Origin of the sequence: Sphingopyxis alaskensis RB2256 (genome assembly GCF_000013985.1) — a bacterium.
In the GTDB taxonomy this organism is placed as follows: Bacteria; Pseudomonadota; Alphaproteobacteria; order Sphingomonadales; family Sphingomonadaceae; genus Sphingopyxis; species Sphingopyxis alaskensis.
In genome coordinates, this window is record NC_008048.1 from 376,524 (window position 1) to 401,503 (window position 24,980).

Below are 24,980 nucleotides of genomic sequence, written 5' to 3' on the forward strand. Positions count from 1 at the left end.
CGGCGCGTCGGCGAGCGCGGGCGGGGCTGACGTGGCTGTCGGTAGTCGGCCGACGCCCTCAGGCGGGTTCGAGAGTCCGTGGTTCGAGGATCAGGCGGTCGACCAGCGCATCGACTGCCTGTTCGGCGGCTGCGATCGAGTCGGCCAGTCGTTGATCGCCGAACTCGTCATATTCGATCGCGATCATGTGATTGTCGTGCAGGCCGATATAGGCGAGCGGCGCAGCGAGCCCCGATTCGACGAAATTATTGTGCGCCTGCCGCCCGCCCGGATCGTAACCATAGTCGCCGCGCGCCGAGAGCGTCACCAGCGTTTTGCCCGCGGGCAGCATCGGCCAATAGGGGTCGCCGTCGCGGGCGCGGTCGAAGCCGAAGGTGACGCCGACGCGCACGATATTGTCGAGCCACGCCTTGAGCGTCGCGGGCATTCCGAAATTATACATCGGCGCGCCAACGATCACGATGTCCGCCGCGATCAGTTCGGCGATGAGCCGGTCGCTTTCGGCGAGCCGGGCCTTTTGCGCCGCGTCGCGCTTTTCAGGCCGCGTGAAGGCCGCGGCCACCCAGTCGGCATCGACCGGCGCGGGCGGATGCTGGCCGACGTCGCGATAGGTCACCGCGTCGGTCGGGCGCAGCGCGGTCCAGCGTTCGACAAAGCGCGCGCCGAGGCGGCGGGTGTGCGACCCGTGCGGATCGCGGCCCGACACGCCGGGGCGGGCGCTGGAATCGATGTGCAGCAGGCGGAGGGCGGCGGGATTCAATTCAAACATGGTGAAATCCTTTTCATCCATAGGAGAGGTGCTATCATGAATAATATGGATTATTTCAGTAGGTCGAACACGAATCCGTCATCTTATGACTCAACCTGATTCATCTATAGCGCAGCTGCGCCGCCTGCCGCCGCTCGCCGCCCTGCGCGCGTTCGAAGCCGCCGCGCGCCATGTCAGCTTTCGGCAGGCGGCGGAGGAGCTGGGGGTGACGCCGACGGCGATCAGCCACCAGGTCCGGCTGCTGGAGGACAGCCTGGGATTCGCGCTGTTCGTGCGGCGCGCGCGCGGCGTCGTGCTGACCGACGCGGGGCGGCGGCTGTTCCCGACCCTGCGCGACGGCTTCGATGCGTTCGAGCGCGCGATCTGGGAATTGTCGCCGCGCCCGCGCCGCGTCGCGGTGACGTTGAGCGCGACGACGCTGTTCACCGTGCGCCGCATCCTGCCCGCGATCGGCCGGTTCCGCGAACGTTTCCCGGACTATGACCTGCGCCTCCATGCCTCCGACGATCCGGTCGACCTGATCGCCGGGGAGGCCGATGTCGCGGTCCGTTATGGATCGGGCGCCTTCCGCGGGTTGGTCGCCACGCCCCTGCTGGCCGAGCGCTTCGGCGTCCTATGCAGCCCCAAGATGGCGATTGCGCGGCCGAACGATCTGCGCGGCGCCACCTTGCTGCACATCGAATGGCGGCGCGCGGGCAAGGCGCCCGACTGGCGCCGGTGGGCGCGGCTTGCGGGGATCGAGGGGCTGGCGGTCGATCGGGGACCGCGCTTCACCGAGGATGATCATGCGCTGCAAGCCGCGGCGGCGGGCAGCGGCGTGGTCTTGTCGGGGCTGGCGCTCGCGCAGCCGACGATCGACGCCGGGCTGCTCGTCCACCCGTTCGGCCCGGTGATCGAGGGCGAAGCCTATCATGTCGTCACGACACCCGACAACCGCGACGCGCCGGCGGTGTGTGCGGTCTGCGACTGGCTGCGCGAGGACGTCGTTTAGCGCGCAATCGGCCTGCGCTTGCGCGGAACGCTATTAAGGTCTAAACCGCCGCCGGATGGCCGCCCCGCGAGGGGCGGCCCTTATTATTTCCGCTTTTGGAGTGCAGTCATGGCCAATGCCAATCCGACCCCGCTGATGCCGCATGCGACCGCCGCCTGGCTGGTCGACAACACCGGCCTGACTTTTGGCCAGATCGCCGAATTTTGCGGCATCCACATCCTCGAGGTGCAGGCGATCGCCGACGAGACGGCGGCGACCAAATATACCGGCCGCGACCCGGTGCGCGCGCACGAGTTGTCGATGGAGGAAATCGAAAAGGGGCAGAAGGACCCCAATTACAAGCTCAAGATGACCGTGCAGGCGCAGGACGTGATTCGCCGCACCCGCGGGCCGCGCTACACCCCGGTCAGCAAGCGGCAGGACAAGCCCGACGGCATCGCATGGATCCTGAAGAACCACCCCGAAGTGTCCGACGGCGCGATCAGCAAGCTGATTGGCACGACGCGCAACACGATCGGCGCGATCCGCGACCGCAGCCACTGGAACAGCGCGAACATCGTCCCGAAAGACCCGGTGACGCTGGGCCTCTGTTCGCAGCGCGAACTCGACGCGCTGGTCGCCAAGGCGGCGAAGAAGGCGGGGATCAAGGCGCCCGAGGACAGCCGGTTGGAGGGCGACCGCGAGGCGCTGCTCGAAGAACTGCGCGCCGAACGCACCGCGGCAAACGAAGCGCGCGCGGCCGAAGAGGCACAGGCCGACGGCGAAGACTGAAGCCTGTAATGGCGGCGCTTGCCGTCATTGCGAGGAGCGAAGCGACGAAGCAATCTCCTGCAATCGCCCTTTTGCAACGATGGCTGGAGATTGCTTCGCTTCGCTCGCAATGACAGGGGAGCAAGGCATGACGATCGGCGACGAGGAAAATATCCCGGCGGCCAGCGGTTCGCCGGACGCCTCGCTGACCCAGGACGACAGCTTTACCGCGACGAGCCATGCGGGCCTCACCTATCCGTGGGGAGAGGCCGCGCCCGGCGCGGGCGAGACGATCCGCATCGCGGGCGGGATCAGCTGGGCGCGCATCCCGATGCCGGGTTCGCTCGGCCATATCAACAGTTGGCTGCTCGACGACGATGACGGTGTGGCGGTGGTCGATACCGGCGTCTGCCTGACCATGTGCTCTGATGCCTGGAAGGCGCTCTATGCGGGCGCGCTCAAGGACCGGCGGATCACGCGCGTGATCGGCACGCACCTCCACCCCGACCATATCGGTCTCGCCGGCTGGATCGCGAAAAAGCAGGGTGTGAAGCTGTGGATGACGCGCGGCGAAATGCTCACCGCACGCGCGATCGTCGCCGATTCGTCCGACAGCGCGCCCGAAGAGGCGCTGGCGCAGTCGCGCGCCGCGGGCTGGGATGCGGAGGCGATCGAAGCGCAGCGCGGGCGCGGCTGGAACATGTTCCAGCGCATGATCTTCACCCTGCCGCGCTCCTATGTGCGGATCGCCGACGGCGATGTCCTCGACATGGGGGCGCATCGCTGGCGCGTCGTTGTGGGATCGGGGCACAGCCCCGAACATGCGTGCCTGTGGAACGAGGCCGAAGGCGTGCTCATTTCGGGCGACCAGGTGCTGCCGCGGATCAGTTCGAACGTGTCGGTGAACATCACCGAACCCGATGCCGACCCGCTGGGCGAATGGCTGGCGTCGATCGACAAGCTGCTGCGCACCGTTCCCGCCGACGTCATCGTCTGCCCCGCGCATGGCGAGCCGTTCAGGGGGCTGCACGTCCGGATGACGGCGCTGCGCGACGAGCATCGGATGCGGCTGTACAACCTCGCCGAAGCGGTCGCCAGGGCGCCGATGCGCGCGGTCGATGCCTTTCCGCTGCTCTTCAATCGCCCGATCGGCGAGCATAACCGCGGGCTGGCAACGGGCGAAGCGCTCGCGCATCTGAAGCGGCTGGAGGTCGAGGGGCGGGTGAGGCGCGAGGATCGCGACGGCGTGTGGTGGTATCACGGGGTGGCGTGAGGCCGCTCAGGCGGCGTCGTGGAAAATCACCCCCAGCGTGTGCCGCCGCCCCGAACGGATTTCGCTGACGCCGTGACGCATCGCAACGCGGTAATCGCCGCGCGACCCGCGCACCGGACGGACATTGACCGCGAAGATCACGGCATCGCCCTTCGCCAGCGGCACGACCGCGGCGCGCGACTGCATCCGCGGCCGCTGTTCGGTGAGAATGAACTCGCCGCCGGTGAACGCTTCCCCCGGCGCCGACAGCAGCACCGCCGCCTGCACCGGAAAGACATGCTCGCCGTATAGATCCTGATGCAGACAGTTGTAGTCGCCCGGTCCATATTGCAGCAGCAGCGGTGTCGGCCGCCGCTGCCCGGCGGCATCGCAGCGCGCGAGGAAATCGGCGTGGTCGGAGGGAAAGCGCGCGGGCAGCCCCATGCGTTCGTGCCAGCGGTTCGCGAGTGGCGCGAGGCGCGGATAGAGGCGGCTGCGCAGCGCTGCGACGAGCGGCGGCAGCGGATAGGCGAAATAGCGATATTCGCCGCGCCCGAAGCCGTGGCGCGCCATCTGGATATGGCTGCGGAACAGCGGCGGCATGTCGTAGGCGGCGGCAAGCGCGTCGCATTCGGCATCGCCGAGCAGCCCCGGCAGCACCGCCCATCCCGCGCCGTCGAGCGCGGTGGCCGCAGCGTCCCAGTCGGTCGCCGCGAGGCGGGCCGCGATATCGGTGTCGATTGCTGTCGTCATGGACTGCTCATGGCGTGGGCATCGGCGATACGCGCCCCGTTTCTTGCGGCCAAAACAAAGGTTCAATCGCCGCGCTGCATGATCCAGCTGAACGCCATCGCGTTGAACAGAGTGTAGAGGCCATAGAGGGTCGCGGCGGTGACGGCGCTGCGCGTCGCGATCGCCATCGCGCCGACGAGGAGCAGAAACTCGAAGATATAGGTCGCGTGCGGCCCGACCTTGTCGGCGAGCGGGCGCACCATCTGTTGCACCAGCGGGTCGTCGCACTCCATGAAGGCGCGGTGCATCGCGAAATTGCCGACCCCGGCGCAGAAAATGGCAATGATGGCAATCAGCATAGGATTGCAGATGGGGCGTTGGGGGTGGAAATACCAGCGGATTTCGGCCTATGACCGGCGCGGTGCAGGTGCCGCCGCGCGGTGCGCCGCTCGGAATGCCTCCTCTCTCTCCCCGGCGAAGGGCCCGTTCGATGACCTTTTTTCTGCGCCGCGCCGCCATTGCCCTGCTCGTCGCGGCGGGCGCCGCGCCCGCCCACGCCATCCCGGTCGCGCCGACCATTTCGCCGCTGATCGTTCCGGCGATGGTGCCGTCGCTGCTTCCCGAAACCACCCCGCTGCCGCTGCCCGACCCGGTGCGCGCGATGATCGCTGCGGCGATCGACAGCGGCGAAAAGCGCGACATCGACACGGTCGTGTCGCTGGCGAAGGCGACCAATCCGCGCTCGATCGGCGACATCGAGGCGATGCTGGCGGCGGCCAAAGCTATTCGCGAGGGCGGCGAACAGCCCGATCCGGTGCGGCAGATGCTCGCCGCGGCGATGGCGAGCCAGAAGGACGGCGATGTCGAGGCGGTGGGCAAGCTCGCCAAGGCGACGCTGCCCGATCAGGCGGCTAAGATCGAGGCGCTGCTCGCCCAATATCGCGCCGACCGCGCCAGGGAGAAAGCGGCCGAGGCCGCAGTGGCGCGCGCAAAGCTCGCGCAGGCTAAATTATGGCAGAACTGGAAGGGCGAGGGCCAGATTGGCGCCTCCATCAGCACGGGTAACACCAAATCGTCGGGGCTTAGCGTGGGGGTCGCGCTCGCGCGCAAGGGGCTCGACTGGGATCAGCGGTTTCGCGCGCAGGCCGATTATCAGCGGACGAACGGGCGCACCTCGGTCGAACGCTATCTGGTCGAATATGAACCGCAGATCGAGGTCAGCGAGCGCGCCTTTGCCTATGGTCTCGGCCGCTGGGAACGTGACCGCATCCTGGGGTTCGGCGAACGCTGGAACGCCTCGGCGGGGCTCGGCTACAAGCTGATCGCCGACAAGAAGATGGCGCTCAGCGTCAAGGCGGGACCGGCGTGGCGCGACACCGATTATATCCCCGGCCGCGGCATCGACGACAGCGAAGTCACCGGGCTCGCGGGGCTCGATTTCGGGTGGCAATTGTCGCCGACCTTGCGGCTGACGCAGGTGGCATCGACGATCGTCGGCGGGCGCAACACCTCGACGAGCGCGTTGACCGCGCTCAACGCCAAGCTGACCGGCGCCTTGTCGGCGCGCTTTTCCTATTCGGCCGAAATCGACACCGACCCGCCGCCGGGGGTCGAAACGGTCGACACGATGACGCGCTTCACGCTGGTTTACGGCTTTTAGCGAGAAAACGCAGCGGGTCATAACCCGTCCCAAAGTTTTCGTCATTCCGGCGGAGGCCGGAATCTCGCCCTCACGTTCGACCGCAACGGCGAGATCCCGGCCTTCGCCGGGATGACGATGACGATGGGGATGAGGCTGTTACGACATCGTGGTCAGTCGAAGGCCTCGGCGCCACCGATCGCCTCGCCCTCGGCGAGCAGTCCGGCGCCGGGGACATGGTTGAATTCGATGCGGATGCCGTCGGGATCCTCGAACAGCAGCGAATAATAGCCGGGCGCCCATGGCTCCTCCTGTGGACCGTGAACGAAGCGGATATCGTCGCGGTCTTTCAAAAAGGCATAGAGGCGGTCGACCGCAGCGCGGTCGCGCATCCGGAAGCAGGCATGGTGCAGCCCCGGCGCGCCCTGATCGAAGCGCTTGCCCACATTTTCGGGGCTGGGCGTGCGGATGCCGATCGCGGTGCGCCCGCCGACGCCGTAAAACATCGCGTCGCTGTCGAGCACGATCTTGAGGCCGAGATAGCCGATGAGGTCGCGCCAGAACGCGGTCGAGCGCGCGAAGTCGCCCGCGGTCAGGATGACGTGGGCGACGCCGTTGAGGTCGCCGCTCATCGGATCGCGGCGAGCGTGTAGAGAAATTCGGCGAAGCCCATCGTCGCATCGACCAGGCCTGCGACCCTGGGGTTGGTCGAATCGATCAGATAATATTCGTCGGGGGCGTGCGCGCCCGATCCGTGGCCGATGCCGAAATGCGCCGCGGGAATCGACACCGGCGGCGCGGTGAAGGTCGCGCCCGGCCAGCTGCCCGCCATGCGCGGGTTGAGGCTCGTCGCGACGCCGAGCCTTTTATAGGTCGCGAGTTCGGAACGGACGAGGCGGCTGTCCTCGGCGACCTCGGTGGGGTCGTAGCCGCCCGACACATTCATCTCGACATCGGTGAAACCATGTTTGTCGAGGTGAGCGCGGAGCTTCTTCTCGGCCTCGGCGCGCGTCTGGTTGGGAACGAGGCGGAGGTCGAGCTTGGCGACCGCGCGGCCGGGCAGGATCGTCTTGCCGCCGGGGCCGGTATAGCCCGCAACCAGCCCCTCGATATTGACCGTCGGCTCCTGCGCCAGCCGGATCAGCGCGTCGTCGTAGGCGAGATTATCGATCCAGTGGGTAATGCCGAGCGCCTGTTTCTGCGCGGCTTCGTCGCCTGCCCTGGCGGCCGCGCGGATCAGTTCCTTTTCGCGCTCCGTAAGCGGGCGGACATTTTCGAACCAGCCTTCGATCGCGGGGGTGTTGCCATCCTTCGTCACCAGCGTCTGCAGCGCCTGCACCAGCCGCCACGCGGGCGAGTCGACCATCGCCTTGAGGCTGGAATGCACGTCTTTTTTGGGGCCGCGGCCCCATTTCTCGCCGCTGGCGATCAGTTCGAGTTCGATGATGCCTTTAGACCCCAGATTGACCGTGACATTGCCGGTCTTGCCCTGCGAGGCGAAGGGGATGAAGATGCCCTCGCATTTCCTGAGCGCGGCAAGGATGTTGGGCTTGGTCGCGATCTGGCGGAAATGCGGCGAGCCGATCTCCTCCTCGCCTTCGCAGACGAGGACGATGTTGACCGGCAGCTTCGCCCTGGCGGCGCGGATCGCGTGGAGCGCGGCGAGGAAGGCGGCTTCCGGCCCCTTCTGGTTCACCGCGCCGCGGCCCATGATTGCCCGGCCGAAACCGGGGCGCTCGACCATCCGCCCTTCGAGCGGCGGCGACGACCATTCGGCGGGATCGAACTGTTTGACGTCATACATGAAATAGATGCCGAGCGTGCGGGGGGCGCCGACGTCGATCGTGCCGAACACGCCGGGGTGGCCGTCGGTGGGGACGATCTCCACATTGGTGAACCCGGCGTCGCGCGCGAGTTCGGCCATAAAGGCTGCGCCTTCGGCCATGTTCAGATTTTCGGCGGCGATCGAGGGGAGGGCAATCCAGTCGCGGATGCGCTGGATCGAGGCGGCCTTGCCCGCCTCGGCGGCCTTGCGGATCGCGGCCGACTGGCTGCTCGCGGCCAGGACCGGGAGCGGGTGCATCATCGTTGCACCTGCGCCCAGCATGGCTGCCCCGCGCAGCACCCCGCGCCGTTCGAGTAGCGTGCGGAGAGACTGTTCCTTCATGTCCATCGCGAACCCCTTTTGCGTTAAGGATTTATCCAGTAATCCTGCCTCAATTCATGCGATCAGCCGGGCTGTCGCACGGCGCCACGCGGTTGAAACTCCACCATCACGGACTTGATGTCGAGTACCGGCGTGCCGTCGATCGCATCGCGCCCTTCGACCTCCGCCGCCGCAGCCGTGTGCCGGTCTCGATCTTTTCGTCCGGGACCTTGTCGAAAAGGAAGATCACCTCGGCATGGCTGAAGTCGGCGAGGCCCGCGAGCGCGCCGGGACTGAAGCGGTCGGCGTCGCGCCCGATCCGCGCGCGATTCCTGCCCCGATTATCTTCGATTGCCTCGGTCCGGCCGTCCCGGACATGGGCGAGGGAGCGAGAGTCAAGGGCATCGGTGATCCCCTGCTGCGTTGACGCTGATGGCGCAGCGCGCCTAGCCTTGCAAGAAAGGAGAGAAGCGATGGACTTTCAGGGCAAGAGCGTCGTGATCACCGGTGGTGCGACAGGCATCGGTTTTGCGCTGGCGAAGCGGATCGGGACGGCAGGCGCGCGGATCATCCTGTTTGAACCGCGTGAGGAAAGACTTGCCGCGGCCGTCGAGGCGCTGGCGCCGTTCGGGGTCAATGCGTGCGCGTTCGCGGGTGATGTCACCGATGCCGCTGCGGTAGAGGCGCTCGCCGATTTCGCCTGGGCAACGCATGGCCGCGCCGACGCAATCATCGCCAACGCCGGGGTCGGCGGGGTTCGGACCGAGATACTCGATACCGACGATGCCGCGGCGCGCGCGCTGATCGAGGTCAACTTCTGGGGCGTATGGAATTGCGTCCGCACCTTCGGCCGGCGCTTTCAGGGCGATGGCCTCCCGTCGGCGATCTACGCGACAGCGTCGGAGAATGGCCTGTTCAACGCGGTGCGCCGGAACGGCGGCATCTATGTCGCCAGCAAGCATGCCGTGATTGGCCTGATGGACACGCTGCGCAACGAGGCGCCGGACACGATCGAGGTCGGCGTGATCATTCCCGGCTGGGTGAAGTCCGACATGACGCGCCACGCCGATGCGGCGATGGACGCCGACGTCTTTGCGAATCGCATCGTGCCGCAGATGGAGGCAGGCCAATTCTACCTCGTCAGCCATCCGTACAACGTCGTGCGGATGGAAGAGCGCTGGGCCGAGGCCTATGCCGCCTTTGCCAAATACGCCCCGCGCGAGCCCGGCGATGACGCGATGGACGTCGCGCTATTCATGGAACGCATGCGCGCCGAGCGCGAAGGCCTTACACCCCCGCCAGCAACCCCTCATCCTTGATCCGCTTTTGCCACAGCTTCGGCGCGTTGACGTGGACGTTCTGGCCTTCGCTGTCGACCGCGACGGTGACGGGGAAGTCCTGCACCTCGAACTCGTAGATCGCCTCCATGCCGAGGTCGGCGAAGCCCACCACCTTGCTGCCCTTGATCGCGCGCGCGACAAGGTAGGCGGCACCGCCGACCGCCATAAGGTACGCGCTCTTGTGCTTCGCGATCGATTGCGTCGCGGCGGGGCCGCGTTCGGCCTTGCCGACGCAGGCGAGCAGGCCCTGACCCAGCATCATGTCCATGAACTTGTCCATGCGCGTCGCGGTCGTCGGGCCGGCGGGGCCGACGATTTCCTCGCCGACGGGGTCGACCGGGCCGACATAATAGATGACGCGGCCCCTGAACTCGACGGGCAATTGCTCGCCCTTCGCGAGCATGTCGGCGATGCGCTTGTGCGCGGCGTCGCGGCCGGTGAGCATCTTGCCGCTCAAGAGCAGGCGGTCGCCCTGTTTCCAGCTCGCGACGATCTCGGGGGTGAGATGGTCGAGATCGACGCGCTTCGCCGTGGTGTCGGGCTTCCAGTCGATCTGCGGGTAATCGGCGAGTTTCGGCGGTTCGAGATAGGCCGGGCCGCTGCCGTCGAGGGTGATGTGCGCGTGGCGGGTCGCGGCGCAGTTCGGAATCATCGCGACCGGCTTCGAGGCGGCATGGGTCGGCCAGTCGGCGATCTTGACGTCGAGCACGGTCGAAAGCCCGCCCAGCCCCTGCGCGCCGATGCCGAGCGCATTGACCTTTTCATACAGTTCGATCCGCAGTTCCTCGGTCGGATTGCTCGGGCCGCGCGCGAGCAGCTCGGTCATGTCGATCGGGTCCATCAGCGACTGTTTGGCGAGCAGCATCGCCTTTTCGGCGGTTCCGCCGATACCGATGCCGAGCATCCCCGGCGGGCACCAGCCGGCGCCCATCTGCGGCACCATTTCGAGCACCCAGTCGACGATCGAATCCGACGGGTTCATCATCTTGAACTTCGACTTGTTTTCGCTGCCGCCGCCCTTTGCGGCGACGTCGATCACGACCTTGTTGCCGGGGACCATCTCGACATTGAGCACCGACGGCGTATTGTCCTTCGTATTGACGCGGCTGAACGCCGGGTCGGCGAGGATCGAGGCGCGCAGCTTGTTTTCGGGATGGAGATAGGCGCGGCGCACGCCTTCGTCGACGACCTGTTGCAGGCTGCGGGGCGAATCGAGGCGGCAGTCCATGCCCCATTTGATGAAGACGGTGACGATGCCGGTGTCCTGACAGATCGGTCGGTGCCCCTCGGCGCACATGCGGCTGTTCGACAATATCTGCGCCATCGCGTCCTTGGCGGCGGGCGACACTTCGCGCTCATAGGCGGCGGCAAGCGCGCGAATATAGTCCATCGGATGAAAATAGCTGATGTACTGAAGCGCGTCGGCGATGGTTTCGATCAGATCGTCTTCGCGAATGATGACGGTGTTCATGTGCAGCCTTTCGCCCTTTTAATGGGATTCGGCGCTTCCCTAGCCCCGGCGGGGCGGGGTGGGAAGCCATTTGCCGCGACAGGGAAAACCCAAAATCAGGACAATGTGATGTTGTAACCTTGGTCATGTTATGCCATATCCTGCTCGATCATCGCCGCAACGGAGAATCGGGTGACCGAAGTTGCCAGCCCTGCCCCTGTCCTAATGCGCCCCGCCGCTTTCCTGAGCCGGGGGAGGGCGCTTGTTCGGGCTGCGCGCGGTTCGCGGCCGCTGACGTCGCTGTCGGGCGATCAGCTGGCGATGGGATTGTCGGGGCTCTGCCTTGTCCATTGCCTTGCGACGACGATCTTTTTCGCCTCGATCGCCTCGGTCGGCGGCGTGTTTCTCGACAATCATCTGTTCCACGAGATCGGGCTGATCGTCGCGATCGGCTTTGCGCTCATCACGCTCGTCGCGGGCGTGCTCAGCCACGGCTATATGATGCCGTTCGCGGTCGGCAGCTTCGGGCTCGGCATGATGGCGGGCGCGCTGGCGCGGCCGCACGACGGCAGCGAAGTGATCGCGACGATGATTGGCGTCGCGGTAGTTGCGCTCGGCCACGACCTCAACCGCCGCGCGCGCGGCTGACCCGGCGCCAAAGCGGATCGGTCCGCCGCTTGCGGGCACCCCGCAAAGAGCCTACATTGCGCCATAGTCAGCGCGCGATTTTCCGCGCCAGAGGAGCCGCCATGGGCAAGCATGACCATCCGCACGTCGAAGCCAGCGGCGCCTCGCTCGCCAGGGCGGCGCAGGCCGCGCTCGAAGGCGCGGGCGAAGCGTGGACCGACATGCGCGCCGAGATTTTCGACGCAGTCGCCGCGATCGGCAAGCCCGCGAGCGCTTATGAGATCGCCGACATCGTCTCGCAAAAGCGCGGGAAGCGCGTCGCGCCGAACAGCGTCTATCGCATTCTCGACCTGTTCGTCGCGAACAACCTCGTCCGCCGGGTCGAGAGCGCTAACGCCTTTGTCGCCAACAGCCATCCCGGCTGCCTGCACGACTGCATCTTTCTGATCTGCGATACGTGCGGCACCGCGGTGCATGTCGATGACGACACGCTGTCGACCGGGGTGCGCGCCGCCGCCGAAAAGACGGGTTTCGCCGCCGAACGCCCGGTGATCGAAGTGCGCGGTAAATGCGCCGAGTGCCAATAGGGTGAAGCGCGCCGTGTCGCCGGACGGTTGAATGCCGCTCGGGGGGGTTCAGCAATGGATCGAGGCCGAGCGTGCGCGTCCGCCCGCGCCGACGCGCGCCTGGTACTGGACGCTGGCGCTCGGCATCGCGGTGCTGGTGTTCGGGGCGTGGCTGACGCAGATTTTCCCGCAGCAGGGCCATGCGATCGCGCCGGGCTATGGGGCGCCGGTGCTCGCCTTGGAGTTCGCCGGCGGGCAGGACGATCTCGAGGCGATTTTCGGGGTCGAAAGCGATCCGCAGCAGGTCGCGCGCCTCGCGGCGATGCGCACGGGGAACGAGCGCGACTATCTTTACATGTTGCTTTACGCGGGCTTCCTTGCCTGCGGCTGTTTTGCGCTGTGGCGCGAGCTTCGCGCGCGCGCTTTGCTGGCCGCGACGATGCTTCCCGCAGCTGCGGCGCTCTGCGATGCCTATGAAAACTGGCTGCTTTTCGATATCCAGGCGGCCTTTACCGCGGGCGATTATTCGCCCGCGATGGCCAGCCTGCCCTATCCGGTCGCGGCGAAGTTCCTGCTGCTCGCGCTGACCAATGTCGTCATCGGCGCCGCGGCGACGCAGTTCGGGCGCTGGTGGGCGCTGTTCGGGACGCTCGCGATCCTGGCCGCGATCCCGACGGTAATGGCGATCATCACTCCCGCCGCCTTTGCGTGGATGCTGATCCCGTCGGCGGCGGGCGGATGGCTGTTGTTGCTCGCGCTCGCGGCGGCGGGAAGCTGGCGGGCGATCGCGCGCGGGCAGCCGCTGGCCGGCTGACGGTCGTGCTCGCAATCCGGTGCGACATCGCCTATATCGGTGATCATGTATGATTATGTCACCATAACCGCCGACGATGCGACCGCCCCGGCGCGCGTGCGCGACGGCACGATCAAGCTGCACGACGAGGCGGGCTTTGCGGGCATGCGCAAGGCGGGGCGGCTGTCGGCCGAGATCCTCGACGCGCTCGTCCCCTTTGTCCAGCCGGGGGTGACGACTGCGGCGATCGACGACCTCGTCCGCACAATGATGCTGGAGGGCGGGGGCATTCCCGCGACCTTGGGCTATCGCGGCTTCACGCACAGCTGCTGCACCAGCATCAACCATGTCGTGTGTCACGGCATTCCCGACGACAAGCCGCTGCGCGAGGGCGACATCGTCAATGTCGATGTCACCAGCATCGTCGATGGCTGGCACGGCGACACCAGCCGCATGTATCTGGTCGGCGAAGTGCCGATCAAGGCGCGGCGGCTGGTGGAAGTCACCTATGAATGCCTGATGCTCGGCATCGAGCAGGCGAAGCCGGGCAACCGCATGGGCGACGTCGCGCATGCGATCCAGACCCACGCCGAACGCCACCGTTATTCGGTCGTCCGCGATTTCTGCGGTCACGGGCTGGGCCAGATGTTCCACGACGCGCCCGAGGTCGTCCACGCCGGGCGCCCCGGCACCGGGCCGGAGCTGCGCCCCGGCATGTTCTTTACGATCGAGCCGATGATCAACACCGGCAAATATGCGGTAAAGATGCTCGCCGACGGCTGGACCGCGGTGACGCGCGACCGCTCGCTGTCGGCGCAGTTCGAGCACAGCATCGGGATCACCGAGACGGGTTGCGAGATTTTCACCGCGAGCCCGAAGGGTTTGAACGCGCCGCCGTGGGGCTGACCGGCACGACGATTCCCATTTCGTCACCCCGGACTTGATCGGGGTCCAGGAAGGCTGGCGCTGCGTTGGAAGTCATGGATCCCGGATCAAGTCCGGGATGACGACGAGACGCTTCGGCCCCCCAATTTCCTGCTTGCACCCTCGCCGCTTCGCGCGCAGTCTTGACGTTAACGTCAACGATAGGCGTACAGGGAGAGCGATATGGCGAAACGGGTCTTTTCGGCTGCGCTGCTGGGCGGCGCGGCGCTGGCATTGGCAGCGTGCAACGCATCGAAGAATGAAGCCATCGCGGCCGGATCGCTCGACGATGCCGAAAGGGCCAGCGAGGCGCTGCTCAAGACCGGCGGCAACGGCGACGACTGGGGCGCAATCGGCTTCAGCTATGACGAGCAGCGCTTCAGCCCGCTGACCGACATCAACGACCGGAATGTCGGCGATCTCGGCATCGCCTGGTTCGCCGACCTGGAGGATGCACGCGGGCAGGAAGCGACGCCGGTGGTGGTCGACGGGGTGATGTATGTCAGCCATGCCTGGTCGAAGGTCAGCGCGTGGGACGCAGCGACCGGCAAGCCCTTGTGGAAATATGACCCCAAAGTGCCGGGCGAGCGCGCGGTCCACGCCTGCTGCGACGTCGTCAACCGCGGCGTTGCGGTGTGGGGCGACAAAGTCTTTGTCGGCGCGCTCGACGGGCGACTGATCGCCCTCGACCGGACGAGCGGCAAGGAACTGTGGGCGACGCAGACCTTCGATGCCGACCGGCCCTATACGATCACCGGCGCGCCGCGCGTGGTGAAGGACATGGTGCTGATCGGCAATGGCGGCGCCGAGTTTGGCGTGCGCGGCTATGTGACCGCCTATGATGCCGACACGGGCAGGCAGCGCTGGCGTTTCTACACCGCGCCCAACCCGAAGAAGGCTAAGGACGGCGCGGCGTCGGACGCCATTTTCGCGTCGAAGGGCAACGCCACCTGGTCCGACACGGGCGAATGGCAGACGTCGGGTGGCGGCGGCACGGTGTGGGACGCGATCGTCTATGACAAGGATCTCGACCAGATCTACCTCGGCGTCGGCAACGGCAATCCGTGGAACCACGGCACGCGCTCGAACGGCGAGGGCGACAACTGGTTTCTCTCCTCGATCGTCGCGCTCGACGCGACGACGGGCGCCTATAAATGGCATTATCAGGAAACCCCCGCCGAGACGTGGGATTATACCGCGACCCAGCCGATCATCCTCGCCGAGCAGGCGGTGAACGGAACGCCCACCAAGGTGCTGTACCATGCGCCCAAGAACGGCTTCTTCTTCACCATCGACCGCGCGACCGGCAAACTGCTCGACGCCAAGCCCTTCGTCGACGGGATCAACTGGGCGAGCGGCTACGACCTTGCGACCGGCCGCCCGATCGAGAATCCCGAGGCGCGCTTCTACAGGACGGGCAAGCCCTTCATCGCGATCCCCGGCGCATTGGGCGCGCACAACTGGCACCCGATGAGCTATAATCCCGCGACGGGGCTCGTCTATATCCCGGCGCAGCAGATCCCGCAGGCCTATGTCGCCGACATGAACGAACTCGACCGGCGCAAGGTCGTCGGCTTCAACGTCGGCACCTCGCTCACCGGCACGATGCTGCCCGACGACAAGGCGGCCTATCGCGCCGCGGTCGCGGCGACGACCGGGCGCCTCGTCGCCTTCGACCCGCGCACGGGCAAGGTGGCGTGGGGGGTCGACCATCCCGCGGCGTGGAACGGCGGAACGATGACCACCGCGGGCAATCTCGTCTTCCAGGGCACGAGCACCGGGCGTTTCCGCGCCTATGCCGCCGACACCGGCAAGCAGCTCCTCGACCTCGACATGCAGTCGGGGATCGTCGGCGCGCCCTCGACCTTCCGCGTGAACGGCGTCCAATATGTCGCTTTCCAGACGAGCAAGGGCGGTGCCTTCCCGCTCGTCGCCGGCGTCGCGGGCGGCGCGACGCGCAAGGTTCCCAATATCCCGCGCCTCGTCGTATTGAAGCTCGGCGGCCGGGCGCAGCTTCCCGCGCTGCCGCGGGCAACGACGCTCGCGTGGAACCCGCCGCCGCAGTTCGGCACAGCGGCACAGGTCGCCACAGGCAAGGCCTTGTTCGGTCGCTATTGCATCGTCTGCCACGGCGACAGCGCGATCGGCAACGGCTTCACCCCCGACCTGCGCGTCTCGGGCACCCTTGCCAACCCGGAGGCGTGGAAGGCCGTGCTCCTCGACGGCGCGCTCAAGGACCGCGGCATGGTCGGCTTCGCCAAGGTACTGACCCCGGCCGATGCCGCGGCGATCCGCGCCTATGTCATCGATCGCTCAATCTGGACCAGGGAAAATCTGCCGAACGCATCGGCGCCGGTGGGGCGCTGAGCGCCGGTTTTCCAGAGAAGTGGTTTCTCATTCCGGCGTCGCGGGCAGGGGCGGCAACCGCTTGACGGGTGATGCGTGACGGCATCTCGCAAGCCATCGGACTGAGGGTCTATAAGCGTTTTCGCTGCGGCTCCGGGGTCTGGTAGCGGAGGAGGGATCTTTTGCCAGCTCATAACTATCTGCTGTGCATCGATTTCCTTGCAATAATCGCGCAGAATACCCCCATCGATACCCCCAAAAAGGGATCTTTGCGGCGGGCTGCCCTGACTGTGCGACGGGACCATTTCGTTTGGTCCATCTGCAATCTGCGGGCTTTTCAGGATGGGGTGTCGTAGGAGCATTCTTCGTGGGTAGCCGGACGGGCATCTTGTCGGCTTGGCTCATCTGACGTTGGCGCCTCTGGCAGCAGGTTCTCGGTGTAGATGAAACGGCGACACGCTTGTCGGAAGCTCTCGGGAGTTTTCTGCTCTCCGAAGCCGTAGACATCGATCCCTTGCTCACGGATAGGCACCCTCCTGCCCTATGCCGCACAATCCTGAATGGAAGTCTGGAGTCCTGCCGAGATGAGCCAAAGGTTCACCCGCGAAGAGTTCTACGACCTGGTCTGGACGAAACCTCTGACGCACTTAGCGAAGGACTTCCGACTGTCAGACGTTGCGCTTCACAAGATCTGCAGGAAGCATGATATCCCTAACCCGCCGCTCGGCTGGGCGATTGCGGTATCGGCACCTGTTATGCCGAGCTCGATGAGCAGCCTCGCTGCCACAGTGCCGGCTCGGCCCAGCCCTCCTCGGCAATGTATAAAGACGCTTTCTGCTCCAAGAGATCCAGATACTCAGGCGACGACGAAGCCGCAAGCGTGCTGTCGGCACAAGAGCGCCTGCTCCGGTTCTGGCGTTGCCGAACCAGCGCTGGAGCCTGGACTTCGTGCACGACCAGATGGCATCCGGCAGGCGGTTCCGGGTGCTCAACGTGGTCGATGACGTGACGAGGGAGTGCCTGGCAGCGGTGCCGGACACGTCGATCTCTGGGCGCCGTGTCGTGCGCGAGCTGACCGCGCTGATCGAACGGCGTGGCAAGCCCGGCATGATCGTCAGCGACAATGGGACGGAACTCACCAGCAACGCCGTACTGGCATGGTGCGGCGAGATCGGCGTCGAGTGGCATTACATCGCGCCCGGAAGGCCGATGCAGAATGGCTATGTCGAGAGCTTCAATGGCCGGATGCGGGACGAGCTTCTCAACGAGACGTTGTTCCTGAGCATGGCTCACGCCCGGGTCGAGATCGCTGCTTGGGTGGATGACTACAACCGGGAGAGACCGCACTCATCGCTTGGCTACGCAACACCGGCGGCGTTCGCCGCCGAACTGGATAAGCAATGGCCTGCTTCGCTACGCCCTACGGGCTCCGCTACGCAGCCCATTGCTTCAACCGCGCTGATGCGCAAAACAACCGCCCGGCTCTAATCCCAGCTGGGGGAAGGCTGGGGGTCACGACACCTTGCAACGCTCGCGCAGTTGGGGATGGTGGACCGGCGCTGAGATCCAAGACGGGATAAACTCGCGCTTGTCGTGAGCGCTGTATAAGAAGGGTTTGGCAAAAAATACATCATCACGAGCGACCCTGGCCTCACTCGACGGTTGATTTGGGCTGCCGCGCCCGTAAGTTTCCTCCATGGATAGATCCCCTAACCTCAAGGTATCGAAGTCAAAAACCTACTTCGAACTCCTTATCATCATGAACGTCCTTCTTCTTGCCGCTTCAGCAGCCCTCTTGATCAACCAGTCCGCTCCGGTCGCCGAACCACGCGTCGTCACTGCGCGAGGCGATCTTGGCGCAGATGAACGTGCGACAATCGACCTGTTCCGGAACGCACGCGAGTCCGTCGTCTTCATATCGACACGGCAGCGGGTGGCCGATTTCTGGACACGCAATGTCTATAGCGTGCCGCGCGGTTCCGGCTCGGGTCTCGTATGGGACGAGGCCGGCCATATTGTCACAAATTTCCATGTCATCGAGGGCGCCTCCGAAGCGCAAATCCAGCTTGCTGACGGTCGCCAGTTTTCCGCCACGCTGGTCGGTGTTAGCCCACAACACGATCTTGCTGTCCTGAAAATAGGCGGTGCGGGCTTCACTGCGCCCGCGCGGGTGCCAATCGGCACGAGCATCGATCTGCAGGTGGGGCAGAATGTCTTCGCAATTGGAAACCCGTTCGGCCTAGACTGGACCCTGACCAAGGGGATTGTTTCGGCGCTGGATCGTTCGCTGCCGAATGAAAATGGCCCCGACATTCGGCACCTCATCCAGACCGATGCCGCCATCAATCCAGGCAATTCGGGTGGTCCGCTGCTCGATTCCGCAGGCAGACTGATCGGGATCAATACCGCAATCTATAGTCCCTCCGGGGCATCGGCAGGAATCGGCTTTGCCGTGCCGGTTGATACGGTCATGCGGGTCGTGCCGCAGCTCATTTCGGAAGGGCGCTATACGCGGCCCAGCCTTGGCTTTGAAAGCGATGACGATATAAACGATCGGCTCAAACGCGCTTCGGGGATCGAAGGGGTTTTCGTCCTGCGGGTGGATCCCGGGTCCTCGGCGGATCGCGCCGGTCTGGTTGCTGCGCAGCGTACGAGGCGCGGTGTCGCTCCTGGAGACATCGTTACCGCTCTGAACGGCAAACCCGTTTCCAGAGTCGGCGATCTGCTCGCCCGACTAGACGATTTTCGGGTCGGACAAAGCGTCGAACTTACGCTGATGCGCGGCGGCGAAGAGCGAATGGTCAGGCTCGAACTCGAACCGGGAAGCTGATGCACGAAGAAGGGCCGGTCCCATCGGTGAGACCAGCCCTCCTGTCTGCCATTAACCGGCGTTGATCGGGATCGTCTTGCGTCCATGTGCCGCTTCTGCGGTACGCGGAACCGTAACGGTCAGAACACCATTGCGGAAGGCCGCCTCGACCTTGTCCTCATCGATCTGCGAAGGCAGGCCGATGCGACGCTCGAAGCGGCCATAGCTACGTTCGGAATAGCCGCGTTCCTCGTCGCTGGTTTCGGACTTCTTTTCGCCCCGGATCACCAGCTGGTGATTGTCCAGGCTGATTTCGATGTCCTTTTCCTCCATGCCCGGCAACTCGGCCGTGACACGGATTTCCTTGTCGTTCTCCGACAGCTCGACCCGCGGCAAGCCAAGGCTGCGCCCGATGGACGGCAGCGAGGGCATTGAAAACCCGCGAAACATGTCGTCGAACAAGCGATTGATATCTCGATGAAGCGACATCACCGGATGATCGACCCGCTCCTCCTGCCGGGGAGCGATGTCCTGGCCCTGGCTTTTCCAGGGAATGAGATCGCGAATAGCCATCTCGACATTCCTCCTATTTTCCGACTGGTTCAGGCAAAGCTTCGTCAAGCGGGGCAGGTGCGGTGGCACCCACCCCGCCGAGGATTTGCCCGATGATTTGGACTTAGCCCGCCTTGTCTTCGGGCAGCTGCGGCGTGTCGTCATTGACATGCTCGCGGCTTCCGATGGCGATTTTGCGCCGCTTGAGCGATTCCGGGACGATCCGCTGGAGCGAAATCGTCAACATGCCGTGCTCGTAATCCGCATCGCGCACTTCGACATAATCGGCCAGCTGGAACCGGCGCTCGAACGCGCGGGCAGCGATACCGCGGTGAACGAATTCAACACCGTCTTCGTCCTTCTCGATCTTCTGACCGGAGATGACGAGCTGGTTCTGATGTGAAGTGATGTCGATTTCGTCCGGACGGAAGCCGGCAACCGCCAGAGTGATCCGGTAGCTGTCCTCGCCGGTGCGAACGATGTCGAAGGGTGGGTAGCCATCCTGCGTCTCGGCGCGGAAGCTGTTCTCGAGCGCATCGAAGAGCCGATCGAAACCGACCGTCGAGCGGCGATAGGGGGTCAAATCAAATGCAGTCCTCATTTCCAAATCCTCCTTGTTGAGCAATCTGGGCATGAGAGGCGCCGGGAACCAAGAGCCGACGCCCTCTGTCCAACCGGCATACCAATGAATTTCGTCGTAGGGGCTGCAACATGTCTTGCCATCTGGTGGTCCTACCTTTGAAAAGTGTCAGGAGAATTCTTGAGGTCCCCGCTGACGTGGAATGTACACATAATCAGAGCGCATTGAGCGGTAGCTTGAGGTAGCGTATTCCTTTTGACGTGATGGCGTGGACGCGTGAAGCGATCTGCAGTACCCATTTTTGCGTACATTGATTCGCAAAACACGATTGGGGAATGCTCTTCATGCAAGCAAGAGCCCTGGAAGCATTCCCCCGCCGGTTGCTCCTTGCAGGCGATCGCGCCAGACAACAGCGTGCACAACACCTCATCGCAGGATAAGAGCGCATGGCAATCTTCATCAGCCTGTCAGTCACAGACAAAACTACATCGAAACAGGATGCGGCAACCGTGCGCACGGCGTTGCTGGAGGAAGCTGTCGGGGCCCTTCAACCAATTTTCGGTGCACGCGGAGCATCTGCTACCCGTATTCAGGCTGTTCTTGGTCGCTCGCCGGACAAAGATGCGACATTCAGCCTGTCGGTGCATTTGCATTTGCCGGGCCAGAGGATCGTGGCCGTTCACAGTAAGGGAGACGATCTGCGTTCATTGGCCAGGGACGTCATCGACAAGCTAACATCTGCTACTCGCAGGCATTTGGAAAGACTGGCCCATGGTTCCGAATTCGCCCGCAAAAGGCGGCGCGAGCGTCTCTACGAGATCACGACCGGGGCCGATCAGCGTCCTGAAAGGGAGCGCAGCCTGGTAGAGGCGAGACTGGCCGAAATCCGGCCCAAGTTGGAAACAGCTGCCAGGCGTGAATTGGCCTATCTGCGTGCCGTGAGCAAACTTCCAACCGGCTATCCTGAAGCCGCCGATATCGTTGACGAAGCCATCATGCGCGTCATTGCGAGCGATCATGGGGTCGTGGATGCCGGGGAATTAAAGATTGCCGCCTTGCGCGAACTCTTCGCGGTGATCGACGCGGAAATCGCCGCTCAGCAGATTTCGATGTCGGCTATACCGCTAGACAGCGAAGTGCCTCAAGATGCAGAAGATGAAGCGGAGGCTATGGTCGAAGAGGAATTTTACGAATTCTATCAGCCCGACGACCATGTCACTTTGGCCGATGTCCTGCCAGTTGAGCTCTCGCAGACCAAAGTCGCGCTCGATGAGATGCACGTTGCAGGCGTGGTCGCGGCTCTGCGCGACCTGCCGAATCTCTGGCGCAGGGTGTTCGTCTTGCGCCAGCAAGATCTCTTCGCACCGAAGCAGGTTTCGGAAGTGGTCGACCGCGCGCTCGATGAGATTGAAGATATTTTCGAAAAGGTATCCGCCTTTCTGGATGCGCGCCTCGCCGAGTGGGGTGCCGACTCGTGGGAAGAAATTTTCCGAAGCAAAGGTTGCCGCTGCTGCCGTCAGGCACCGATGCGTACCGGGGTATGAACATTCCTGAAACTACGTCGTTTAGCTGGATGATATTTTCAATCGCGGTGATCGCTGCGATTGCCACGGCCAGCCACGCGATCATCCACAAGCGCGACCCGCGATCGGCGACCATCTGGCTGCTAGTGGTTGCTCTTGTCCCTCTAGGCGGCTCACTTTGCTACCTTTTATTTGGGATAAATCGGGTTAACCGCAAAGCAATGCGGCTACGCGCGGCGCGCCCAGCGAAAAGCGAACTTTCCAATCTAGGTTCGGCGGGCATGGATTTGCCGCCTCATCTGGCCAGTCTTGCGCGTCTCGGGCGAGACGTGTCAGGCAAAGAACTGTTGCCCGGAAATCGCTGCACCCCCCTTTTTGGGGGCACAGAGGCCTACCCGCAAATGCTTCAGGCGATTTGCGAAGCGAAGCATTCTATCGCCCTTGCCTCGTACATTTTCGAGGGCAAGGGGATCGGGGCGCTTTTCGTCGATACCCTCGCGCAAGCGCGGTCGCGCGGAGTGAGCGTCAAGGTCCTGATCGATGATGCCTATGCCAGGTTATCCAACTCGGACGCCTACGGAGCATTGCGGCTTCACGGTATTGATGTCGCCCTGTTCAATCCCCCTGTGATACCGGCACGCCTGCACGGGTTGCATCTGCGCAACCATCGCAAACTGCTCATCGTTGACGGGTACCGGGGCTTTACCGGCGGCATGAACATCCATAGGCCCTATTGGTGTCCCAAGGCCCCGGAAAGCGCTTTCCGCGATCTGCACCTTGAGGTTTCGGGTCCGGTCGTCGGGCAAATGCGGGAAACCTTCGAGCGGGACTGGTACGATAGCAAGGAAGAAGAGCTGGACGAAAGCTTCTGGACTGGCAAATCGGGCGGTCCGATCACCGACGGATTTAGCCTTGCGCGCGGGATCGAATCCGGACCTGACGAAACGCTGGACCGGATGCGGTGGATTTTCATAGGCGCAATCAATGCCGCTCAGAAAAAGATTTCCATCCGCACACCTTATTTCCTGCCTGACCAGCCTACTATTGCCGCGCTGGGCGCAGCCGCTTTGCGAGGGGTTCGGGTCGAGATCGTGGTCCCGCGAAACAGCGACCATCTGTTCGTGCAATGGGCATCTAAGGCGCATTACTGGCAGATAATCGAACACGGTGTCTGCATTTATGAGCGCCCCGGCCCGTTCGATCATGGCAAGCTGATGATAATTGACGATGCCTGGGTGTGTGTCGGCTCCGCCAACTGGGATGCGCGTAGCCTGCGCCTGAACTTCGAATTCAACCTGGAAATTTACGATCGCAGGCTGGCGCTGGAGCTTGGTGACGATTTCGCCCGAATCAGGTCTGCGTCGAAGAAAGTGAGGCCGACCGACCTGTCTGACATGCCGTATTTCGTGAAACTGCGAAATGGCTTTGCGCGGCTGTTTTCGCCGATCCTTTGAAACTGGCGGAAAGCGATAATGGAAGAACTCTTTTTCTCTGTGTTCATTCTCTTTGCTTCCATCCTGGTGGCCGGCTTGCTGTTTCATCTCATGAAGGCTCCAACGATCCTGGGCTATATTGCTGTCGGTATTCTTCTGGGGTCCTCAGTCACCGGATTGTTTCCCGATGGTCCGGCGCTGGACTTCATGGCCGAGGCAGGCATTATCCTCCTGCTGTTCATGGTAGGCTTGGAATTTTCGCTTACCGAATTCTGGAGCGACAAGGGCAAAATACTGAAGGCTGGCGCGCTGCAGGGGTTTCTTGTCGGGCTGCCCGTGGGAAGCCTCGTTTGGTGCCTGGGGTGGGGAATCGCGCCCGCGATCTTGCTGGGCGCATCGGTCGCAATGTCCTCGACCGCATTGTCGGCAAAGCAGTTGGCAGACCACGGGGAATTGACCACCCGGCACGGGCGTGTGGCCATTTCGGTGCTGGTCTTTCAAGACTTGGCGGCCATTCCACTACTTGCCATGCTCGCGATCTGGCAATCTGGCGGACAGCCCGGTCCGGTCGAGATATCGCTCGAAATCCTCAAGGTCCTGGCAATCTTCGCAGTCGCGCTGGTTTTGGCGAGGCCTGTACTCCGCAGCCTGCTGATGGCAATCTATCGGCGCGGCAATTCCGAGCTGCTGGTCCTTGCCGCTCTCGCGATTATTGCCATGGCAGCGCAATCCGCCCATCTCGCCGGAGCTTCCGCTGCTCTGGGTGCATTTCTGGCGGGACTTATTTTGGGTGAAAGCGATGTCCGGCACCGGATCGAGGAAGACTTGCGGCCTTTTCGGGACGTTTTCGCCAGTATTTTCTTCGTCTCGATCGGCTTGCAGCTGGACCTGAGCCAGCTTGGGAGCAGTCCGCTTGCGGTCCTTGCCTGGCTATTGGTTCTCCTTCCTGCAAAAGCATTGCTGAATTTTATCGCACTGAAGATATCCGGATCCTCTGCGCGTGATGCGCTGCAGACGGCTGTAATTCTGGCTCATGGTGGGGAATTCGGACTTTTGCTCCTTTCCGGAGCTCTTACCGCTTCGCTGATATCGACCGAAATGGGCCAGCCACTGCTGCTGGCGCTTGTCGTTTCGATGGGTCTTGGGCCAATTCTTTTCCGATCTTCGGAAACCATCGCGCGGAACCTCTGCGGCGGGAAATCCGGAATGACCAATCTACCGCAAAGGGAGGAGGTGGAAGTCGCTCGCGAAGTCAGGGCTTGCATCAATCACATCGTTTTCTGCGGCGCGGACAACCTTGCGCGATCAGCGGCGAGAGCGGTGAGACTGGCAGAACTCGACTTTGTGATGATCGAACCAGATTTGAGACTTTATTTGACCGCGCGCGAAGAAGGGCTGCCAGTCATTCTCGGCGACCCGGGTCGCACCGCTACGCTCGAGGCGGCGCGCGCAAACGTCGCGGCGGCAATCGTGATAACGAAACCGTTTTCGCAAAGGCAAAACCGGATTGTGGACTGGTTTCTCGAAGGCAACGCTCACGGGAAAATCGTCTTGCTCGGCACATCTCAGGATAGGGATGAGACGATGCACACCGACCAACGGATCCTGCAGTTAGACCCGGAGCTATATCTGGGAATGGATTTGGCACGTCTGGTACTGTCGGCTGTCGATCTTCCTAAAAATGAGATCGAGAAAATTTCCTGCACCTTGACTTCCGATGCTGCAGACCATGCTTGATGTCTGCCCTGCGCACGAATT

The 24,980-nt window shown here is 63.8% G+C and carries 24 protein-coding genes and 2 pseudogenes; 16 read left to right on the top strand and 10 right to left on the bottom strand.

All coding sequences use genetic code 11. The annotated features are described in order from the left end of the window. Positions 1-58: 58 nt before the first annotated feature. On the bottom strand, positions 59-769 hold the full coding sequence (locus SALA_RS01825; protein ID WP_011540679.1) for an FMN-dependent NADH-azoreductase: 711 nt from the start codon (positions 767-769) through the stop codon (positions 59-61). 85 nt (positions 770-854) lie between these two features. On the opposite strand from SALA_RS01825, the gene SALA_RS01830 reads away from it, so the two are divergent. The 3 genes from SALA_RS01830 to SALA_RS01840 all read left to right on the top strand — a co-directional run bounded on the left by SALA_RS01830 (position 855) and on the right by SALA_RS01840 (position 3,783). Beyond that, positions 855-1,760 carry a LysR substrate-binding domain-containing protein gene (locus tag SALA_RS01830; RefSeq protein ID WP_011540680.1) on the top strand — a complete coding sequence of 302 codons (906 nt, stop codon included), beginning with the start codon at positions 855-857 and terminating at the stop codon, positions 1,758-1,760. 135 nt (positions 1,761-1,895) lie between these two features. Continuing rightward, positions 1,896-2,531, top strand: coding sequence for a DUF1013 domain-containing protein (locus SALA_RS01835; protein WP_041383551.1), 636 nt, complete (start codon positions 1,896-1,898; stop codon positions 2,529-2,531). Between the two features lie 127 nt (positions 2,532-2,658). Further along, complete coding sequence (locus SALA_RS01840) at positions 2,659-3,783, top strand: MBL fold metallo-hydrolase (RefSeq protein ID WP_011540682.1); 1,125 nt, start codon at positions 2,659-2,661, stop codon at positions 3,781-3,783. A 6-nt stretch (positions 3,784-3,789) separates the two neighbouring features. On the opposite strand, the gene SALA_RS01845 is transcribed toward SALA_RS01840, so the two are convergent. Together SALA_RS01845 and SALA_RS01850 are read right to left on the bottom strand one after the other, a co-directional pair. Continuing rightward, the gene (locus SALA_RS01845) at positions 3,790-4,515 is read right to left on the bottom strand and encodes a 2OG-Fe(II) oxygenase (protein WP_011540683.1); all 726 of its coding nucleotides are present in this window, start codon (positions 4,513-4,515) and stop codon (positions 3,790-3,792) included. Positions 4,516-4,577: 62 nt separating this feature from the next. Beyond that, positions 4,578-4,853 carry a hypothetical protein gene (locus SALA_RS01850; RefSeq protein WP_041382969.1) on the bottom strand — a complete coding sequence of 92 codons (276 nt, stop codon included), beginning with the start codon at positions 4,851-4,853 and terminating at the stop codon, positions 4,578-4,580. A 131-nt stretch (positions 4,854-4,984) separates the two neighbouring features. Here SALA_RS01850 and SALA_RS01855 point away from each other — a divergent pair, with 131 nt between their 5' ends. Continuing rightward, the gene (locus tag SALA_RS01855) at positions 4,985-6,154 is read left to right on the top strand and encodes a DUF481 domain-containing protein (protein WP_049754574.1); all 1,170 of its coding nucleotides are present in this window, start codon (positions 4,985-4,987) and stop codon (positions 6,152-6,154) included. A 152-nt stretch (positions 6,155-6,306) separates the two neighbouring features. Here SALA_RS01855 and SALA_RS01860 read toward each other — a convergent pair whose 3' ends face one another. Both SALA_RS01860 and SALA_RS01865 read right to left on the bottom strand, forming a co-directional pair. Further along, positions 6,307-6,765, bottom strand: coding sequence for a VOC family protein (locus SALA_RS01860; RefSeq protein WP_011540685.1), 459 nt, complete (start codon positions 6,763-6,765; stop codon positions 6,307-6,309). Then, complete coding sequence (locus tag SALA_RS01865; RefSeq protein ID WP_011540686.1) at positions 6,762-8,306, bottom strand: M20/M25/M40 family metallo-hydrolase; 1,545 nt, start codon at positions 8,304-8,306, stop codon at positions 6,762-6,764. The genes SALA_RS01860 and SALA_RS01865 overlap by 4 nt, the downstream gene beginning before the upstream one ends. A gap of 229 nt (positions 8,307-8,535) precedes the next feature. Here SALA_RS01865 and SALA_RS17265 point away from each other — a divergent pair, with 229 nt between their 5' ends. Together SALA_RS17265 and SALA_RS01870 are read left to right on the top strand one after the other, a co-directional pair. Further along, positions 8,536-8,706 carry a hypothetical protein gene (locus SALA_RS17265; RefSeq protein ID WP_192807436.1) on the top strand — a complete coding sequence of 57 codons (171 nt, stop codon included), beginning with the start codon at positions 8,536-8,538 and terminating at the stop codon, positions 8,704-8,706. A gap of 46 nt (positions 8,707-8,752) precedes the next feature. Further along, positions 8,753-9,598, top strand: a complete 846-nt coding sequence (locus tag SALA_RS01870) for an SDR family NAD(P)-dependent oxidoreductase (protein ID WP_011540687.1) — start codon at positions 8,753-8,755, stop codon at positions 9,596-9,598. Here the strand turns inward: SALA_RS01870 and SALA_RS01875 are convergent. Next, the gene (locus tag SALA_RS01875) at positions 9,567-11,090 is read right to left on the bottom strand and encodes a fumarate hydratase (RefSeq protein ID WP_011540688.1); all 1,524 of its coding nucleotides are present in this window, start codon (positions 11,088-11,090) and stop codon (positions 9,567-9,569) included. The genes SALA_RS01870 and SALA_RS01875 overlap by 32 nt on opposite strands. 171 nt (positions 11,091-11,261) lie before the next feature. On the opposite strand from SALA_RS01875, the gene SALA_RS01880 reads away from it, so the two are divergent. From SALA_RS01880 to SALA_RS01900, 5 genes are all read left to right on the top strand, one after another. Continuing rightward, entirely contained in the window at positions 11,262-11,717 is a 456-nt protein-coding gene (locus SALA_RS01880) for a MerC domain-containing protein (RefSeq protein ID WP_011540689.1), read from the top strand. 101 nt (positions 11,718-11,818) lie between these two features. After that, complete coding sequence (locus tag SALA_RS01885; protein WP_011540690.1) at positions 11,819-12,283, top strand: Fur family transcriptional regulator; 465 nt, start codon at positions 11,819-11,821, stop codon at positions 12,281-12,283. 31 nt (positions 12,284-12,314) lie between these two features. Continuing rightward, the gene (locus SALA_RS01890) at positions 12,315-13,076 is read left to right on the top strand and encodes a hypothetical protein (RefSeq protein WP_011540691.1); all 762 of its coding nucleotides are present in this window, start codon (positions 12,315-12,317) and stop codon (positions 13,074-13,076) included. 45 nt (positions 13,077-13,121) lie between these two features. Further along, positions 13,122-13,961 carry a type I methionyl aminopeptidase gene (gene map / locus SALA_RS01895; protein ID WP_011540692.1) on the top strand — a complete coding sequence of 280 codons (840 nt, stop codon included), beginning with the start codon at positions 13,122-13,124 and terminating at the stop codon, positions 13,959-13,961. Positions 13,962-14,162: 201 nt separating this feature from the next. Next, positions 14,163-16,346 (top strand): PQQ-dependent dehydrogenase, methanol/ethanol family, encoded by a 2,184-nt coding sequence (locus SALA_RS01900; RefSeq protein ID WP_011540693.1) that lies wholly within the window; start codon positions 14,163-14,165, stop codon positions 16,344-16,346. A gap of 349 nt (positions 16,347-16,695) precedes the next feature. On the opposite strand, the pseudogene SALA_RS17600 reads toward SALA_RS01900, so the two are convergent. Beyond that, positions 16,696-16,851, bottom strand: a pseudogene (locus tag SALA_RS17600) (Maebl); the annotation flags it as partial. A 156-nt stretch (positions 16,852-17,007) separates the two neighbouring features. Beyond that, positions 17,008-17,148: a hypothetical protein gene (locus SALA_RS17705; RefSeq protein ID WP_407635773.1), complete on the bottom strand. Its 141-nt coding sequence runs from the start codon at positions 17,146-17,148 to the stop codon at positions 17,008-17,010. Positions 17,149-17,177: 29 nt separating this feature from the next. On the opposite strand from SALA_RS17705, the pseudogene SALA_RS01905 reads away from it, so the two are divergent. Next, a pseudogene (locus tag SALA_RS01905) lies at positions 17,178-17,813 on the top strand (IS3 family transposase); the annotation flags it as partial. 271 nt (positions 17,814-18,084) lie between these two features. Further along, the gene (locus tag SALA_RS01910) at positions 18,085-19,155 is read left to right on the top strand and encodes a S1C family serine protease (protein WP_407635774.1); all 1,071 of its coding nucleotides are present in this window, start codon (positions 18,085-18,087) and stop codon (positions 19,153-19,155) included. 51 nt (positions 19,156-19,206) lie between these two features. On the opposite strand, the gene SALA_RS01915 is transcribed toward SALA_RS01910, so the two are convergent. Continuing rightward, a complete protein-coding gene (locus tag SALA_RS01915; protein ID WP_011540697.1) occupies positions 19,207-19,707 on the bottom strand; it encodes an Hsp20/alpha crystallin family protein in 501 nt (166 codons plus the stop codon). A 103-nt stretch (positions 19,708-19,810) separates the two neighbouring features. Beyond that, positions 19,811-20,320, bottom strand: a complete 510-nt coding sequence (locus tag SALA_RS01920) for an Hsp20 family protein (RefSeq protein ID WP_011540698.1) — start codon at positions 20,318-20,320, stop codon at positions 19,811-19,813. Positions 20,321-20,712: 392 nt separating this feature from the next. On the opposite strand from SALA_RS01920, the gene SALA_RS01925 reads away from it, so the two are divergent. Genes SALA_RS01925 through SALA_RS01935 form a run of 3 tightly spaced genes read left to right on the top strand, consistent with a single transcriptional unit; the run spans position 20,713 to position 24,959 of the window. Then, positions 20,713-21,810, top strand: a complete 1,098-nt coding sequence (locus SALA_RS01925; RefSeq protein WP_011540699.1) for a hypothetical protein — start codon at positions 20,713-20,715, stop codon at positions 21,808-21,810. After that, positions 21,807-23,243, top strand: a complete 1,437-nt coding sequence (locus tag SALA_RS01930) for a phospholipase D-like domain-containing protein (protein ID WP_237700908.1) — start codon at positions 21,807-21,809, stop codon at positions 23,241-23,243. The genes SALA_RS01925 and SALA_RS01930 overlap by 4 nt, the downstream gene beginning before the upstream one ends. An 18-nt stretch (positions 23,244-23,261) precedes the next feature. After that, positions 23,262-24,959: a cation:proton antiporter gene (locus SALA_RS01935; protein WP_011540701.1), complete on the top strand. Its 1,698-nt coding sequence runs from the start codon at positions 23,262-23,264 to the stop codon at positions 24,957-24,959. The last annotated feature ends 21 nt before the right edge of the window (positions 24,960-24,980 follow it).

Coding starts and splice junctions, on each gene's coding strand:
- SALA_RS01825 (WP_011540679.1), bottom strand. CDS start 769: ATGTTTGAATTGAATCCCGCCGCCCTCCGCCTGCTGCACATCGATTCC.
- SALA_RS01830 (WP_011540680.1), top strand. CDS start 855: ATGACTCAACCTGATTCATCTATAGCGCAGCTGCGCCGCCTGCCGCCG.
- SALA_RS01835 (WP_041383551.1), top strand. CDS start 1,896: ATGCCGCATGCGACCGCCGCCTGGCTGGTCGACAACACCGGCCTGACT.
- SALA_RS01840 (WP_011540682.1), top strand. CDS start 2,659: ATGACGATCGGCGACGAGGAAAATATCCCGGCGGCCAGCGGTTCGCCG.
- SALA_RS01845 (WP_011540683.1), bottom strand. CDS start 4,515: ATGACGACAGCAATCGACACCGATATCGCGGCCCGCCTCGCGGCGACC.
- SALA_RS01850 (WP_041382969.1), bottom strand. CDS start 4,853: ATGCTGATTGCCATCATTGCCATTTTCTGCGCCGGGGTCGGCAATTTC.
- SALA_RS01855 (WP_049754574.1), top strand. CDS start 4,985: ATGACCTTTTTTCTGCGCCGCGCCGCCATTGCCCTGCTCGTCGCGGCG.
- SALA_RS01860 (WP_011540685.1), bottom strand. CDS start 6,765: ATGAGCGGCGACCTCAACGGCGTCGCCCACGTCATCCTGACCGCGGGC.
- SALA_RS01865 (WP_011540686.1), bottom strand. CDS start 8,306: ATGGACATGAAGGAACAGTCTCTCCGCACGCTACTCGAACGGCGCGGG.
- SALA_RS17265 (WP_192807436.1), top strand. CDS start 8,536: ATGGCTGAAGTCGGCGAGGCCCGCGAGCGCGCCGGGACTGAAGCGGTC.
- SALA_RS01870 (WP_011540687.1), top strand. CDS start 8,753: ATGGACTTTCAGGGCAAGAGCGTCGTGATCACCGGTGGTGCGACAGGC.
- SALA_RS01875 (WP_011540688.1), bottom strand. CDS start 11,090: ATGAACACCGTCATCATTCGCGAAGACGATCTGATCGAAACCATCGCC.
- SALA_RS01885 (WP_011540690.1), top strand. CDS start 11,819: ATGGGCAAGCATGACCATCCGCACGTCGAAGCCAGCGGCGCCTCGCTC.
- SALA_RS01890 (WP_011540691.1), top strand. CDS start 12,315: ATGCCGCTCGGGGGGGTTCAGCAATGGATCGAGGCCGAGCGTGCGCGT.
- map (WP_011540692.1), top strand. CDS start 13,122: ATGTATGATTATGTCACCATAACCGCCGACGATGCGACCGCCCCGGCG.
- SALA_RS01900 (WP_011540693.1), top strand. CDS start 14,163: ATGGCGAAACGGGTCTTTTCGGCTGCGCTGCTGGGCGGCGCGGCGCTG.
- SALA_RS01910 (WP_407635774.1), top strand. CDS start 18,085: ATGAACGTCCTTCTTCTTGCCGCTTCAGCAGCCCTCTTGATCAACCAG.
- SALA_RS01915 (WP_011540697.1), bottom strand. CDS start 19,707: ATGGCTATTCGCGATCTCATTCCCTGGAAAAGCCAGGGCCAGGACATC.
- SALA_RS01920 (WP_011540698.1), bottom strand. CDS start 20,320: ATGCCCAGATTGCTCAACAAGGAGGATTTGGAAATGAGGACTGCATTT.
- SALA_RS01925 (WP_011540699.1), top strand. CDS start 20,713: ATGGCAATCTTCATCAGCCTGTCAGTCACAGACAAAACTACATCGAAA.
- SALA_RS01930 (WP_237700908.1), top strand. CDS start 21,807: ATGAACATTCCTGAAACTACGTCGTTTAGCTGGATGATATTTTCAATC.
- SALA_RS01935 (WP_011540701.1), top strand. CDS start 23,262: ATGGAAGAACTCTTTTTCTCTGTGTTCATTCTCTTTGCTTCCATCCTG.